This window comes from Kitasatospora sp. NPDC092948, assembly GCF_044754805.1.
Taxonomy (GTDB): Bacteria; Actinomycetota; Actinomycetes; order Streptomycetales; family Streptomycetaceae; genus Kitasatospora.
The window spans coordinates 458,287-472,049 of sequence record NZ_JBIVPU010000003.1 but is presented as its reverse complement, the minus strand read 5'-3'; the positions used below and the strand labels follow the sequence as shown (position 1 = coordinate 472,049).

Below are 13,763 nucleotides of genomic sequence, written 5' to 3'. Positions count from 1 at the left end.
GAGCGGCCGGGCGGCCCGGTGAGCGGCCGCGCAACCGCGCGGACCCGTACGGCCGTCCGAGCGGTTACGGTGTCCGCGAACGGCGTGGCCCCGGAACGGCCCGCCGCAACCGGACGACGGACGACGAGGAGAGGGGCATCGTGGCCTCAGACGCCGAGTACTCGGGGGGTGGCGAGTCGGAGCGCCGTCGGCGGCCGTGGCGGCGGGTCCTGGTGGGCGTGCTGGCGCTGGCGGTGGTCGGCGGCCTGGTGGTGTGGCTGAACCGGGACAAGATCACCGTCCCGGACGAGGGCTGCACGGTCACCACCGCGACGGGCTCCGGAAAGCTGGAGCTGGGGGCGGCGGCGAACGCGGCGACCATCACGGCGGTGGCGATGTCCCGCGGCCTGCCCGAGCGGGCGGTGACGATCGCGCTGGCGACCGCCATACAGGAGTCCAAGCTGCGCAACCTGGAGGGCGGCGACCGGGACTCGGTGGGCCTGTTCCAGCAGCGCCCGTCGATGGGCTGGGGCACCGTCGAGCAGATCATGGACCCGGTGTACGCGACCAACAAGTTCCTGGACGCGCTGGTGAAGGTGAACGGCTACGCCCAGATGCCGCTGACCGACGCCGCCCAGCAGGTGCAGCGCAGCGGCTACCCGCAGGCGTACGCCAAGCACGAGAACAACGCGACGCTGCTGGCCACCGTGCTGATGGGCCGTGAGTCGGCGGCGCTGAACTGCGTGGTGCACCAGCTGCCGGAGCCGGACCCGGCGAACCCGGCGGCCACCGGGGTGTCGGACCGGGTGCGCCGGGAGTTCGGCAAGGCGGTGACGGTGGCGGCGGCCGAGAAGGCGGCCAAGGACCCGCGCGAGGTGCTGGCGTTCACCCCGCAGCCGACCGCGAGCACCGCGGGCGCGGGCGGCTCGAAGCAGACCGGCTGGGCGCTGGCGCAGTGGTCGGTGGCGCGGGCGGCGGACCTGGGCATCGGACAGGTCGCCTACGACGGCCAGGTGTGGCGGGTGGACCGCCCCAACGACGGCTGGAAGCCGCTGGCGGACGCCCCGGCGGACCGGGTGCTGGTGACGCTGGGCGCCCCGGCGAAGAAGAAGTGACGGCGCCGACGGTGCGTTGACGCACAGATGCGCGGGTGACGGCCCACCGGGTGATTCGCGTCAACTCCCGCTGACGGCAGGACAGTCGGCGGGAGGGCGACACGCCGGTGGGCCGGGCGGGTGACGGATTCCGCCCCCGCCAAGGGAAGTGACGATTCTTCAGCGGTCCGGTCGTGGACGATCCGCACGGTTTGCCGGAAAGCGGATCGTCCGATCTTTACCAACCCTTGACCTTGACCGGCCGAAACCTTCCCGGTGCTCTTGCGGTCATACACGTCGCCCGCGGGGCGAGTCCGGACAGCCGTTCCGGCCGTCCGCCCGGCGGACCGTAGACCTCACCTCTTAGGAGCACCATGTCCCTCCCCCTCACGCGCCGGATCGCCCAGGCCGCGCTGCTCGTCGCCGCCACCGCGGCGCCGCTCGCGGCCGCGGGTGCCGCCTCCGCCACCGAGGTGGTCCCGCAGACCGACCTGGGAGCCGGCGTGACCAAGCTGGCCGACGTCCCCAACTCGGGTGACACGGTGCAGGGGGCGACCCACGAGCTCGGCCAGATGGTCGGCACCACCGGCAGCGCGGCCCTCGCCGCGGGCGGCCCGGCCGCCGGCGACGCGGCCGGCAACACCGTCGCGCACACCCTGCCCTCCACCGACCAGGCGCTCGGCCACCTCGGCCCGGCCGCCCACGCCGACCAGCTGACCGGCGCGCTCGGCACGCTCTCCGACCGGGTCGTCCCCGCCGTCGAGCAGAAGGTCGGCCCGGCCGTCACCGACAAGGTCCTCCCGGCCGCCCGCAAGGCCACCGCCACCCCGCTGCAGACCGTCGCCAAGGGCCTGCCGGTCGACCGCCTGGCGCAGGGCCTGCCGGCCGCCCAGAAGCTCGCCCCGGTGCTCGAAGCCGCCCAGTCGCTGCCGCTCACCAGCACCGTCACCGGCCTGGCCGAGCACGAGTCCGCCAACCGCCTCGGCGGGACGCCGTCGCTGGGCGGCGGCAACAGCCCGCTGGGCTCGCTGCTGGCCGGCACCCCGCTGGGCGGCCTGCTCGGCGGCGGCCTGCCGGTCGGCTGACCCACCGCGCCGCGCACACGCGGAAGGGGCGGAGCCGACCGGCTCCGCCCCTTCCGCACGTCCGACCCGGAGTCAGCGCCCCAGCCGCTCCACGGCGGCGGCCACCCGCTCGTCGGTGGCGGTGAACGCCACCCGCACGAACCGGTCGCCCGCCGGGCCGTAGAAGTCGCCGGGCGCCACCAGGATGCCCAGCCCGGCCAGTTCGGCCACGGTCTCCCAGCACGGCTTGTCCTGGGTCGCCCACAGGTAGAGGCTCGCCTCGGAGTGCTCGATCCGGAACCCGTACGCCTCCAGCGCGGCCCGCAGCGCACCGCGCCGCTTCGCGTACCGCTCCCGCTGCTCGGCGACGTGCGCGTCGTCGGCGAGCGCCACCGCGGTGGCCGCCTGCACCGGCGCCGGCACGATCATGCCGCCGTGCTTGCGGATCTCCAGCAGCTCCCGGACCACCACCGGGTCACCGGCCACGAACGAGGCCCGGTAGCCGGCCAGGTTGGACCGCTTGGAGAGCGAGTGGACGGCGAGCAGCCCCTCGTGCGTGCCGCCGCACACCGACGGGTGCAGCACCGACACCGGCTCGGCCTCCCAGCCGAGTTCGAGGTAGCACTCGTCGCTGACCAGCAGCACCCGGTGCGCCCGGGTCCACTCGACGGCGCGGCGCAGCTCGTCCGCGCCGAGCACCCGTCCGGTCGGGTTGGACGGCGAGTTCAGCCAGAGCAGCCGGACCTTGCTGCCGTCCAGCTCGTCCAGGTCCCCGTAGGCGACCGGCTCGGCGCCGCAGAGCAGCGCGCCGACCTCGTAGGTGGGGTAGGCGAGCTTCGGGTAGGCGACCTGGTCGCCGGGGCCGAGGCCGAGCTGACCGGGCAGCCAGGCCACCAGCTCCTTGGAGCCGACGGTCGGCAGCACCGCCTCGGGGCCGATCTCGGCGCCCATCCGGCGGTGCAGCCAGCCGGCGATCGACTCGCGCAGGGCCACCGGGCCCCACACGGTCGGGTAGCCGGGCGTGTCGGTGTGCGCGGCCAGCGCCTGCTGGATCAGCTCCGGCACCGGATCGACGGGGGTGCCGACGGAGAAGTCGCACAGCCCGTCCGGGTGGCTCTCGGCCGTGCGCTTGTACGGTTCGAGCTTGTCCCACGGGAAGACCGGCAGGCGGTCGGATACGCGGCGCGCCGCCCCCGGGTGGCCCGGGAACGGCGCGTGCGTGCTGTCGTTGGTACTCACAGCGTGGATGCCACCGATCAGTGGTCGGCGTTCTGCGGAGGCAGGGCCGCGATGAACGGGTGGTCACGCTCGATCAGGCCGAGCTTCGAGGCGCCGCCGGGCGAGCCCAGGTCGTCGAAGAACTCGACGTTCGCCTTGTAGTAGTCCTTCCACTCCTCCGGAGTGTCGTCCTCGTAGAAGATCGCCTCGACCGGGCACACCGGCTCGCACGCACCGCAGTCCACGCACTCGTCCGGGTGGATGTAAAGGGAGCGCTGGCCCTCGTAGATGCAGTCGACGGGGCACTCCTCGATGCACGCCTTGTCCTTCACGTCGACACAAGGCTGCGCGATGACGTAGGTCACGCTGTCGTTCCTCCTCGGAAGGGCTGCCGCCCTACTGTTTACTCGGTCGCGCGGTGCGCGCGGCGTCGTCGATGCCCGCCCCTAGTATCGCGGGTCGGGGGACGCAAATGCACAGGAGGTGCGATTGATGGCTGGCGGAGTACCCCTCCAGGCCCGTCCGCAGGTCCGGATAGAGCCTTCTGACGTGGGAAGACGCGTCTCCTTGCGGCGTGTTGACGGCGTGGCGGACGGACGACCGGTGTTCCGCGATGTGATCGGCGTGCTCACTTCGTGGGACGACGAAGGATTGACGGTCGAGTCCCGGGGCGGCGTGTCGGTGCGTTTCGCCACAGATCTGCTGGTCGCGGGCAAGCCGGTGCCGCCGTTCCCGGCCCGGCACGCCTCGATGCCGGAGATCAGCCCGGCCGAACTCCAGCGCACCGCGGCCCGCGGCTGGCCCGCCGTCGAGCAGGAACCGCTCGGCGAGTGGGTGCTGCGCGCCTCGTCCGGCTTCACCCGGCGCGGCAACTCGGTGCAGGCGCTCGGCGACCCCGGCCTGCCCCTGGCCGAGGCGCTGGACCGGATCCGCGACTGGTACGCGGCCCGCGGCCTGCCCGCGCACATCGAGGTGGTCGACGGCGCCTCACCGCCCGAACTGACCGCCGAACTCGACCGGCTCGGCGCCCAGTTGGCCCCCACCGTGGTCCGCAAGGCCCGGCTCGGCGGACTGACCCGGGCCGCCGCGCCGGACAGCTGGCGGCAGGTCCGGCTCTCCCGCACCGCCGACCGCGGCTGGCTGTCGCTGTACCGCCGGGTGGGCGACGACCCGGCCCTGGAGGCCGCCGCGCACGCCGTGCTGCACGGCGGACCGTCGGTCTGGTTCGCCCATGTGCCCGGCCCGGACGGCACGCCGCTGGCCATCGGCCGGACGGCCGTGGACGGCGCCTGGGCCGGCCTCTCCGCGATCGAGGTCGCCCCGGCCGCCCGCCGCCGCGGCCTGGCCACCACCGTGATGGCCGTGCTCGCCGCGCGCGCCGCCGAGGAGGGCGCCACCGCCGCCTACCTGCAGGTCGAGGCCGACAACCACGGCGCGCAGGCGCTCTACGACCGACGGGGCTTCACGACCAGTCACACTTACCACTACGCCCGCCTCCCGCAGCGGTAGCGTGCACCACCTGGACCACGCCACGACCCGCTGCTGAACCGAAGGCCGCAGTGACCGAGCAGAGCAGAAACCGCTTCCGAGCCGAGGCCCGGGCCGAGAACCCCGACCCGGTGCTGCTGTGCCTGCTCGCCGCCGCCGAGCACACCCTCGGCGACCCCGGCGACAGCGCCGAACCACCCGACCTGGACGCCGTCCTGAGCGCCTGTCGGACCGCCCTGGACCGCCACGCCGCGGCCATCCGGCAGGCCGTCGCCGAGCGCCGCCCGCGCGGCCCCGAGGAGACCGCCGCGCTCCTCGCGGCCGTCCTCGGCGGCCGGGAGCGCTTCCACGGCCGCCAGTCCGACTACCGGCGGCTGGAGTCCTCCCTCCTCCCGGAGGTCCTCCGCCGCCGCCGCGGGCTGCCGATCATGCTCTCCCTGGTCTGGACGGCGGTCGCCGCCCGGGCCGGCCTCACCGTCCACGGCATCGCCCTGCCCGGCCACTTCATCGTCGCGGTCGGCAGCCCCGAGAGCGGCGACGACTACGTCCTCGCCGACCCCTTCCACGGCGGCCGCCTGCTCGACGTCCCCGACATCGAACGCCTGCTGGCCGCCGCCGGCCACCGCTACACCCCCGACCTGCTCACCCCCGCCCAGCCGCTCGACACCGTGCTGCGCGTCCTCGGCAACATCCGCCACTGGGCCGCCGAACGCCCCGAACACGCCCGCACCCAGCTCTGGGCCACCGAACTCGCCCTCCTCCTCCCCCGCCACCCCGCACAACTCCGCCTGGAACGCGCGGAGTTGCTGGTCAAAACCGGAGACTTCCTGGGCGGCGCGGCCGAGATGGACGCGTACGCGGAGATTCTGGACGCGTTCGATCCGGACAGCGCGAGGCGCGTGCGCGCCGAAGCGAGATCGGCGCGGCACCGTTTGAACTGAGCGAGCTGGGGCTGCACAACCAGGGGCGCGGGGAACTGCGCGAAGCGGAAGGCGCCCAACCGCAAAATCGCGACGCAGGAGAATGACCTGCACGTGATCGCGACCTTGCGGACGTGACGTGCGCTTGTCGCGCAGTTCCCCGCGCCCCTGTTTTCGCACCCACCCGCTCTCGCGCGAGTCTCCCCACCCCTGTCAGTGCGCTCCTCTACAGCCAGCCCTTTTCGCGGGCGACCCGCACCGCTTCCGTGCGGTTCCTCGCCGCCGTCTTCTGGATCGCCATCGACAGGTAGTTCCGGACCGTGCCCTCGGAGAGGTGCAGGCGGGCGGCGATGTCGGCGTTGACGGAGCCGTCCGCCGCTGCGGCCAGCACGTCGCGTTCGCGGCCGGTGAGCGGGTTCGCGCCCTCCGAGAGGGCCGCGGCAGCCAGTTTCGGGTCGATGACCTTCTCGCCGCGCAGGACGCGCCTGATCGCGTCGGCGAGCTCCGCGGCCGGCGCGTCCTTGACCAGGAACGCGTCCGCGCCGGACTCCATGGCCCGGCGCAGGTAGCCGGGCCGGCCGAAGGTGGTGGCGATGACGACCTTGGTCTGCGGGCGGACGCGGCGGATCTCCGCGCAGGCGTCGATGCCGGTCATGCCGGGCATCTCGATGTCGAGCACCGCCACGTCGATCCGGAACTCCGTCACCGCCGCGGCGACGGCGTCCCCGCGGGCGACCTGGGCGACGACGTCGAGGTCGTCCTCCAGCGAGAGCAGTGCGGCGAGCGCCTCCCGCACCATTCCCTGGTCCTCGGCAAGAAGTACGCGTACCTGTCCGTCTGTCACGGGGCGCAGCCTATTCCCCGGTGGGGCCGGGCCGCAGCGGGACGAGGGCCCGCAGGCGGAAGCCCTTGCCGCGGTTGGCGGGGCCGGCGTCGAGGCGGCCGCCGACCTGTTGGAGGCGTTCGCGCAGGCCGGAGAGGCCGTTGCCGGGGAGGGCCTTTCCGGGGCCGGGGCCGTTGTCGACGATCTCCAGCACGGCGTAGCGGCCGTCCTCCTCCCAGGCCTCGTCGAGGTGGACGGTGCAGCGGGTGGCGCCGGCGCCGTGCCGGACCACGTTGGTGACGGCTTCGCGCAGTGCCCAGGCGAGGGCGCCGGCCTCGTCGGCGCCGAGGCCGGGGCGTTCCTCGGTGAGCCGGGGGTCGGCGTCGAGTTCGATCTGACTCGCGCTCAGGGCGGTGCGGGCGGCGGCGAGTTCGACGGCCAGGGTGGGGCGGCGGAAGCCGCTGACGGCTTCGCGAACGTCGGTGAGCGACTGCCGGGCGACGTGTTCGATGTCGGCGACCTGGGCGCGGGCCTCGGTGGCTTTCCCGGCGTCCATGAGGCGGCCGGTGAGTTCGCTCTTGATGGCGATCAGCGAGAGCGAGTGGCCGAGCAGGTCGTGCAGGTCGCGGGCGAGGCGCAGCCGTTCCTCGGAGGCGGCGAGGTGGGCGACGGCGGTCCGGGCCTCGCGCAGTTCTCGCATGGTGGCGACGAGTCGTTGCATGCCGAGCATGGCGAGTCCGGCCAGCAGGCAGGGCAGGCCGATGCTGACCAGGGTCCCGAGGTCGGCGTGGCTGGTGATCCCGACCACGGTGAACAGGCCGGTGGTGGCGAAGACGCCGATGGGGCCGAGCCGTCCGGGCAGCAGGACCGCGACGCACACCGAGGTGTACGTGAACAGGGTCAGCCAGGCCTCGTCGAGGCCGTACGAGGTGCCGACGGCGATCGCGGCCATCAGGCCGAGCGGCAGGTAGCGCTTGGCCTGCCGGATGTCCGGGTGGTGGCGGATCACCACCAGGGACATGTAGGCGGCGAGGAAGACGGCCAGCAGGACGGCGCCGACGGCGGTCGCCGTCGGGGAGTGCCGGCCGGCCGCCAGGTCCTGGACGGGATAGGCCAGGTAGACCGCCCAGACGGAGGTCCAGGCGAGCTTGGCGAGCAGTTGCCGGCGGGTCTCGACGGGCGCGCCCGGGTACGTGGTCCAACGGCCGTCCGGCCCGTCCTCCCCGTGCTGGTCGGGGCGGCGGGCCGGGCCGGTGGTCTGCATGCGGGCCATCATGCCTGCTGCGCGTCCTTGCGGTACAGGTAGGCCGCGACGGCGGTGAAGAGGGCCAGGAAGGCGGCCAGGGCGGCGATCGCGGAGCCGGCGATGCTCTGGCCGTGGATGAACGAGGCCAGTTGGTTGTAGTCGTAGACGGGGTTGAAGCGGGCGAAGGTCTTCAGCGAGTCGCTGACGGGGAACCAGGTGCCGCCGAACAGGGCCATCAGCATGTAGACGATCATCACGACGGGCTGGACGGCGTCCGGCTGGGCGGCGTAGCCGAGGGCGACGCCGAGCGCGGCGAACACGAAGCTGCCGAGCCACAGGGCGGCGGCCAGGCCGAGCCACTGGACGGCGGTGAGGTCGACGCCCTCGATCGCGCCGATCGCGAAGACCACGCCGATGGCGGGCAGGGTGGTGACCGCGCAGGCGGCGATCTTGCCGAGGGTGTAGGCCCGGCCGGGCAGTGCGGTGAGCCGCAGTTGGCGGGTCCAGCCGCTCTTGCGTTCCAGCGAGATCCGCTGCGCGGAGCCGGTGAGGACGGCGCCGACCGCGCCGAAGGTGGCCATCGAGACCATGAAGTAGGACTTCACGGGGACGCCGCCGGCCACCGTGCCGCCGCTGCCGTAGGCGCTGATGAAGAACACGTACAGCAGCGCCGGGTAGAGGACGGTGAACATCAGGTACCGCTTGTTGCGCAGGGTGCGCAGGATCTCCAGCTTGATCAGGGTGGTCATCGCGCGCTCTCCTCGTCGTTCTCGTCCTGCGCTCCGGTGATGGTCAGGAAGGCCTGTTCCAGGCCGAGGCTGGTGACTTCCAGCCCGCGCGGGTACAGGCCGGCCTTGTAGAGGGCGGCGACGCCCGCGTCGGCGTCGGCGGAGCGGATCCGGACGGTGTGCACGCCGTCGGTGCGGGTGCTGACGTCCAGTCCGACGGTGCCGGGCAGGCCGCGCAGCACGGCTTCGTCGAGCGTGCCGCCGTCGGAGGGGTGGAGTTCGAAGCCGATCCGGCGGGCGCCGGCCTTGGCCTTGATCTCGGCGGAGGAGCCGTCGGCGATCAGTCGGCCCTTGTGCAGGACGAGGACCCGGTCGGCGATGGAGTCGGCCTCTTCCAGGTAGTGGGTGGCGAACAGCACGGTGCGTCCGGCGTCGGCCTGGGCGCGCATCGCGGCCCAGAACTGCCGGCGGACCGAGACGTCCATGCCGGTGGTGGGCTCGTCCAGCACGATCAGGTCGTTGGCGCCGGCCACCGCGAGGGCGAACCGGACGCGCTGTTCCTGGCCGCCGGAGAGCTTGTCGACCCGGCGGTCGGCGATCTCGGTGATCCCGGCGGTGGTCAGCACCTCGTCGGGCGTGTGCCCCTTGGGGTGCACCTTGCAGGCCAGGGTGACCAGTTCGCGGACCTTGACGTCGCTCATCAGGCCGCCGCTCTGCAACATCGCGCCGACCCGGCCGGCGGTGATCGCCTGGCGCGGGGTGCCGCCGAACAGTTCGACGGTGCCGCTGTCGGGTTCGCGCAGGCCCAGCAGCAGGTCGAGACTGCTGGACTTGCCCGCCCCGTTCGGGCCGAGCAGGGCGACCGTCTCGCCCGGCCGCAGGACCAGGTCGAGTCCGTTCACCGCCTTCACCCGGCCGTAGCTCTTGCTGACGTTCCGGAAGGCCGCGACCTCCCCCGTTCCCGTGCGCATGTGTCTCTCAGTCCCTTCGAAGCCGTTTCTCTGCGACTCCTCAAGACTCCTCGGAACGGGGGTGCCGTCGGCAGTGTGCACCGTCGTGACGTCCGCATGACGGATGTCACGGGTGCGGCCGTTACGCGATGCCCAGGGCGTCCTTCAGGAAGGCCACCTGGAGCAGCAGCAGGTTCTCGGCGACCTCCTCCTGCGAGGTCATGTGGGTGACCCCGGACAGCGGCAGCACGGTGTGCGGGCGGCCGGCGGCGAGCAGCGCGGTGGACAGCCGCAGGCTGTGCGCGACCACCACGTTGTCGTCGGCCAGGCCGTGCACGATCATCAGCGGCCGGCGCAGCGAAGGAGCCAGCGCCACCACCGAGTTGGCCTCGTACGCCTCGGGTTCCACCGCCGGGTCGCCGTAGTAGCGCTCGGTGTAGTGGGTGTCGTACAGGTCGTGCTCGGTGACGGGCGCGCCGGCCACCGCCGCGTGGAACACGTCGGGTTCGCGGAGCACCGCGGCGGCGGCCAGGTAGCCGCCGTAGGACCAGCCGCGGACGGCGACCCGGCCGAGGTCGAGCGGGAACTCCTCGGCCAGCGCGTGCAGGGCGTCGACCTGGTCGGCGACGGTGATCTCGGCGGTGCGCCGGTTGATGGACTTCTCCCAGGCGGGGCTGTGCCCGGGGGTGCCGCGCCCGTCGGCGACGATCACCGCGAAGCCCTGGTCGGCGAACCACTGCGAGGTCAGGTGCGGGTTGTGCGCCTGCACCACGCGTTGCCCGTGCGGGCCGCCGTACGGGTCCATCAGCACCGGCAACTGCCCGTCGGTGTCCGGGTCGTAGCCGGTGGGCAGCAGCACCGCGCAGGGGATCCGGCGCTCGCCGGCGAACCGGAACACCGGGCGGGCGGTCAGCAGCGGGGTGTCCGCGTGGGAGGCGATCACCAGCGGCTCGGCGCCGTCCCTCAGCACGCTGACGGTGGTGCCGGGCCGGTGCGGGTCGGCGGTGGTGAGCACGGTGGTGCCGCCGCCGTGCACCGCCGCGAGCGCGCCGTCGCCGAGCTCCCGCACGCCCTCCGGGCCGTACGCGAAGACGCCGAGCCAGCCGGGCGGGCGGCGCTCGAACTCGGCGGCGCCGCAGGAGGCCGAGAACAGCACCCGCTCGCCGTCCACCCCGAGCACCGAGCGGACGTGCAACGCGGCGTCGGTGACGGCCTGTTCACCGACCATCAGGACCCGGGCGCCGTCGTGGTCGGCGATCCGCACCAGCTGCCCGTCGGCGCGCCGCACCGGGACGCCGCCGAACAGCTCCAGCCAGTCCGGGTCCTGCTCGGTGAGCAGCACGGTGGTCGCGCCGGTGTCGGGGTCGACTTCCAGCACCAGCTGTTCGCGCTGGTCGCGGGCCTGCACCTGGAGCAGCGGCGGGCCGCCGGCCGACCAGTGCACCCGGGCCAGGTAGGGGTACGCGGCGCGGTCCCAGCGGATCTCGGTGCGGGTGCCGTCCAGGCCGAGCAGCCAGAGGCCGACCTCGGCGTTGGGGGTGCCGGCGGCCGGGTAGGCGATCTCGACCGGCGGGCGGCCGGGGTTGGCGGGGTCGGCGATCCACCAGCGGCGCACGGGCGTGTCGTCGACCCGGGCGGCGAGCAGCGCGCTGCCGTCGGGGGCCCACCAGTGACCGCGGTCGCGGCCCATCTCCTCCTGCGCGACGAACTCGGCCTGCCCCCAGCAGACGCCCGCGCCGTCGGGCCCGGCGAGCAGCCGGTCGCCGCTGCCGTCGACGGCGGTGACCCGCAGCTCGCCGCCGGGGGTGGCGTAGGCGACGTGCGTGCCGTCGGGGCTCGGCCGCGGGTCCAACAGCGGTGCGGCGGCGGGCAGTTCACGGGCCTCACCGGTCTCCACCGAGACCGCGAACAGTCGGCCGGAGAGCGCGAAGACGGCAGTGCGCCCGGCGGCGTCCAGCGCGTGACCGACGATTCCGGCGGAGGTCTCCCGGCTGCGTTCGCGGCGGGCCCGCTCGGCGTCGGACAGCTCCTCGGCGCCGCCGCCGAGCAGCACCGCCGGGTCGGCGAGCACGCTCTCGGCGCCGGTCGCCACGTCCAGGCTCCACAGCAGGTTGGCGGGCGCCCCGGCGCCCCGGGAGCGCAGGAACAGCACCCGGGCGCCGTCCGGGGTGACGGCGAACGACCGGGGCGCGCCGGCGGTGAACCGGTTGGTGCGCGCGTACTGCCTGGGGAAGGTGTCGTGCGGCTTCTCGGTGGTCATGCCGCAGACCCTAACGGCCCCTCACTCGTACGGCGCAGCCCTTCGCCACGGCGGCGTACGGCCGTTCGGACCGCCCCTGACCGGCGGCGCTGTACCCGGACGAGGCCGCCGCGACACCCCGGAAGGGTTCACGGAACGTCACTCGACGGTCACGGATCGGGTATCAGTTGACCCATCGTTCCGCCCGTCGCCCCGCTCCCCCGGGGCGGCGCACCCGAGGAAGGGTGTGAGCCGTCATGGCTTTGTCCGTCTCCGCCGCCGTTCTGATGCTGTTCGTCGTGTGGCTGCTGATCCGCCGGTCCGGCCTGAAACTGGGCCATGCGCTGGTGTGCGCACTGCTCGGCTTCTATCTGGCGTCCAGCTCGATCGCGCCGTCGATCCATGACGTGACGGCCAACCTGGCCGGAATGATCAACAGCCTGCGACTCTGACCGCCGCCCGCGCGCCGCCACGGCCTGTCCGGGGGTCCTCTCCGGGCAGGCCGTAAGCTGCCGGACATGACCTCCGTACCCCCGGCCGACGCGCGCGGGCTGCTGCTGGTGCACGCCCACCCCGACGACGAGTCGATCAACAACGGCTCCACCATGGCGCGGTACGCCGCCGAGGGCGTCCGGGTCACCCTGGTGACCTGCACGCTGGGCGAGGGCGGCGAGGTGATCCCGCCGGAGCTGGCCCACCTGGCGCAGGACCGGGACAACACGCTGGGCGCCCACCGGATCAGCGAACTGACGGCCGCGATGCGGGAGTTGGGGGTCGACGACCACCGCTTCCTGGGCGGCGCGGGCCGCTACAGGGACTCCGGGATGATGGGCGTCCGGGACAACGACGACCCGTCCTGCTTCTGGCAGGCCGACCTGGACGACGCGGCCGGCCACCTGGTCGCGGTGATCCGCGAGGTCCGCCCGCAGGTGCTGGTGACGTACGACGAGAACGGCGGCTACGGCCACCCCGACCACATCCAGGCGCACCGGGTGGCGCTGCGCGGCTACGAACTGGCCGCCGACCCGGCGTTCCGCCCGGAGCTGGGCGAGCCCTGGCAGGTCGCCAAGGTCTACTACAACCGGATGCCGCGCTCGGTGATCGAGGCCGGGCTGCGCCGCACCGCCGCCGAAGCCCCGTTCAAGGGCGTCGCGCCGGTCGACCAGATCCCCGGCGTGGTGGACGACGCGGTGGTCACCACGGCGCTCGACAACGCGGCGCACGCCGGGGCGAAGGCCGCCGCGATGCGGGCGCACGCCACCCAGATCGTGGTGGACGGGGAGCACTTCGCGCTCAGCAACGACCTCGGCCAGCCGCTGCTGGCCACCGAGTACTACGAACTGGTCCGCGGCCCGCTCGGCCCCGGCGGCCCGGAGCGCGACCTGTTCGCCGGGGTGGCCCGATGAAGTTCCTCCACCCCTTCTTCGGCAGCCGCGACGACCGCCTGGCCGAGCCGCTTCCCCCGACCCGCGCCCGGATCGCCGTCTACATCGCGCTGTTCCTGCTGGGCGCGGCGGTCTCGGTGTGCGGAGCTTTCGTGCAGGCCCTGTGGCCGCCGGTGGGCGTGCTGCTCGCCCTGCTGGCCTGCGCCGGCCTGTTCTACGGCGGGCTGCGGGCGACCGGCACCAAGCTGGGCGCGGCCGTGCCGCTGGCCGGCTGGTTCCTGGTGCTGGCGGTGCTGCTGGCGCCCCGTCCGGAGGGTGACCTGGTGCTCTCCGCGACGGCGACCGCGTACGCCTACCTGTTCGGCGGCTCACTGCTCGGCGTGGTGTGCGCGACCCTGCCGACCCGCTCCGGGTTCCTGTTCGGCGTACCGGCGCCGGAACCCCGACGCCCCGTCAAGGACGCCGACCGGTAGCCCCATACCGGGGGGATTCGGACCAATGGGATCCACCGGTCGTCCGACGGGGTGGAACCGCAGTCGGTATGGTGGTGCCTCGGCGGGCCACCCCCACCGTCCGGCCCACCTGGGCAGGACGGTACCTTCGGCACCACGCGCGTGACGGGGCGTCGC

The 13,763-nt window shown here is 73.6% G+C and carries 14 protein-coding genes; 7 read left to right on the top strand and 7 right to left on the bottom strand.

The window, feature by feature from the left end; genetic code table 11:
- Positions 1-140 precede the first annotated feature (140 nt).
- Positions 141-1,094, top strand: a complete 954-nt coding sequence (locus ACIQF6_RS11665) for a hypothetical protein (RefSeq protein WP_400893194.1) — start codon at positions 141-143, stop codon at positions 1,092-1,094.
- A 353-nt stretch (positions 1,095-1,447) separates the two neighbouring features.
- Positions 1,448-2,158 carry a hypothetical protein gene (locus tag ACIQF6_RS11660; protein ID WP_400893191.1) on the top strand — a complete coding sequence of 237 codons (711 nt, stop codon included), beginning with the start codon at positions 1,448-1,450 and terminating at the stop codon, positions 2,156-2,158.
- A 72-nt stretch (positions 2,159-2,230) separates the two neighbouring features.
- Here the strand turns inward: ACIQF6_RS11660 and dapC are convergent, their stop codons facing one another.
- Entirely contained in the window at positions 2,231-3,376 is a 1,146-nt protein-coding gene (gene dapC, locus ACIQF6_RS11655) for a succinyldiaminopimelate transaminase (RefSeq protein ID WP_400893188.1), read from the bottom strand.
- A gap of 17 nt (positions 3,377-3,393) precedes the next feature.
- Positions 3,394-3,720, bottom strand: a complete 327-nt coding sequence (gene fdxA / locus ACIQF6_RS11650; RefSeq protein WP_030287402.1) for a ferredoxin — start codon at positions 3,718-3,720, stop codon at positions 3,394-3,396.
- A gap of 220 nt (positions 3,721-3,940) precedes the next feature.
- On the opposite strand from fdxA, the gene ACIQF6_RS11645 reads away from it, so the two are divergent.
- Together ACIQF6_RS11645 and ACIQF6_RS11640 are read left to right on the top strand one after the other, a co-directional pair.
- Positions 3,941-4,864, top strand: a complete 924-nt coding sequence (locus ACIQF6_RS11645; protein ID WP_400893184.1) for a GNAT family N-acetyltransferase — start codon at positions 3,941-3,943, stop codon at positions 4,862-4,864.
- 50 nt (positions 4,865-4,914) lie between these two features.
- Positions 4,915-5,784 carry a transglutaminase family protein gene (locus ACIQF6_RS11640; RefSeq protein WP_400893182.1) on the top strand — a complete coding sequence of 290 codons (870 nt, stop codon included), beginning with the start codon at positions 4,915-4,917 and terminating at the stop codon, positions 5,782-5,784.
- Between the two features lie 205 nt (positions 5,785-5,989).
- Here the strand turns inward: ACIQF6_RS11640 and ACIQF6_RS11635 are convergent, their stop codons facing one another.
- The 5 genes from ACIQF6_RS11635 to ACIQF6_RS11615 form a co-directional block, all read right to left on the bottom strand.
- On the bottom strand, positions 5,990-6,607 hold the full coding sequence (locus ACIQF6_RS11635; protein WP_400893178.1) for a response regulator: 618 nt from the start codon (positions 6,605-6,607) through the stop codon (positions 5,990-5,992).
- 10 nt (positions 6,608-6,617) lie between these two features.
- Entirely contained in the window at positions 6,618-7,850 is a 1,233-nt protein-coding gene (locus tag ACIQF6_RS11630; RefSeq protein ID WP_400893176.1) for a sensor histidine kinase, read from the bottom strand.
- Positions 7,851-7,858: 8 nt separating this feature from the next.
- Entirely contained in the window at positions 7,859-8,581 is a 723-nt protein-coding gene (locus tag ACIQF6_RS11625; protein WP_400893174.1) for an ABC transporter permease, read from the bottom strand.
- Positions 8,578-9,531 (bottom strand): ABC transporter ATP-binding protein, encoded by a 954-nt coding sequence (locus tag ACIQF6_RS11620; RefSeq protein WP_400893171.1) that lies wholly within the window; start codon positions 9,529-9,531, stop codon positions 8,578-8,580. The genes ACIQF6_RS11625 and ACIQF6_RS11620 overlap by 4 nt, the downstream gene beginning before the upstream one ends.
- Before the next feature lie 121 nt (positions 9,532-9,652).
- Entirely contained in the window at positions 9,653-11,770 is a 2,118-nt protein-coding gene (locus ACIQF6_RS11615; protein WP_400893169.1) for an alpha/beta fold hydrolase, read from the bottom strand.
- Between the two features lie 236 nt (positions 11,771-12,006).
- On the opposite strand from ACIQF6_RS11615, the gene ACIQF6_RS11610 reads away from it, so the two are divergent.
- The 3 genes from ACIQF6_RS11610 to ACIQF6_RS11600 all read left to right on the top strand — a co-directional run bounded on the left by ACIQF6_RS11610 (position 12,007) and on the right by ACIQF6_RS11600 (position 13,607).
- The gene (locus ACIQF6_RS11610) at positions 12,007-12,201 is read left to right on the top strand and encodes a DUF2304 domain-containing protein (protein ID WP_400893167.1); all 195 of its coding nucleotides are present in this window, start codon (positions 12,007-12,009) and stop codon (positions 12,199-12,201) included.
- Positions 12,202-12,267: 66 nt separating this feature from the next.
- Complete coding sequence (mshB, locus tag ACIQF6_RS11605; protein ID WP_400893165.1) at positions 12,268-13,155, top strand: N-acetyl-1-D-myo-inositol-2-amino-2-deoxy-alpha-D-glucopyranoside deacetylase; 888 nt, start codon at positions 12,268-12,270, stop codon at positions 13,153-13,155.
- Positions 13,152-13,607: a DUF6113 family protein gene (locus ACIQF6_RS11600; RefSeq protein WP_400893162.1), complete on the top strand. Its 456-nt coding sequence runs from the start codon at positions 13,152-13,154 to the stop codon at positions 13,605-13,607. The genes mshB and ACIQF6_RS11600 overlap by 4 nt, the downstream gene beginning before the upstream one ends.
- Positions 13,608-13,763 lie beyond the last annotated feature (156 nt).

What these genes read in the sequence shown, in the direction of transcription:
- ACIQF6_RS11660 (WP_400893191.1), top strand. Translation starts at nt 1,448, where the DNA reads ATGTCCCTCCCCCTCACGCGCCGGATCGCCCAGGCCGCGCTGCTCGTC.
- ACIQF6_RS11630 (WP_400893176.1), bottom strand. Translation starts at nt 7,850, where the DNA reads ATGCAGACCACCGGCCCGGCCCGCCGCCCCGACCAGCACGGGGAGGAC.
- ACIQF6_RS11625 (WP_400893174.1), bottom strand. Translation starts at nt 8,581, where the DNA reads ATGACCACCCTGATCAAGCTGGAGATCCTGCGCACCCTGCGCAACAAG.
- ACIQF6_RS11620 (WP_400893171.1), bottom strand. Translation starts at nt 9,531, where the DNA reads ATGCGCACGGGAACGGGGGAGGTCGCGGCCTTCCGGAACGTCAGCAAG.
- ACIQF6_RS11615 (WP_400893169.1), bottom strand. Translation starts at nt 11,770, where the DNA reads ATGACCACCGAGAAGCCGCACGACACCTTCCCCAGGCAGTACGCGCGC.
- ACIQF6_RS11610 (WP_400893167.1), top strand. Translation starts at nt 12,007, where the DNA reads ATGGCTTTGTCCGTCTCCGCCGCCGTTCTGATGCTGTTCGTCGTGTGG.
- mshB (WP_400893165.1), top strand. Translation starts at nt 12,268, where the DNA reads ATGACCTCCGTACCCCCGGCCGACGCGCGCGGGCTGCTGCTGGTGCAC.
- ACIQF6_RS11600 (WP_400893162.1), top strand. Translation starts at nt 13,152, where the DNA reads ATGAAGTTCCTCCACCCCTTCTTCGGCAGCCGCGACGACCGCCTGGCC.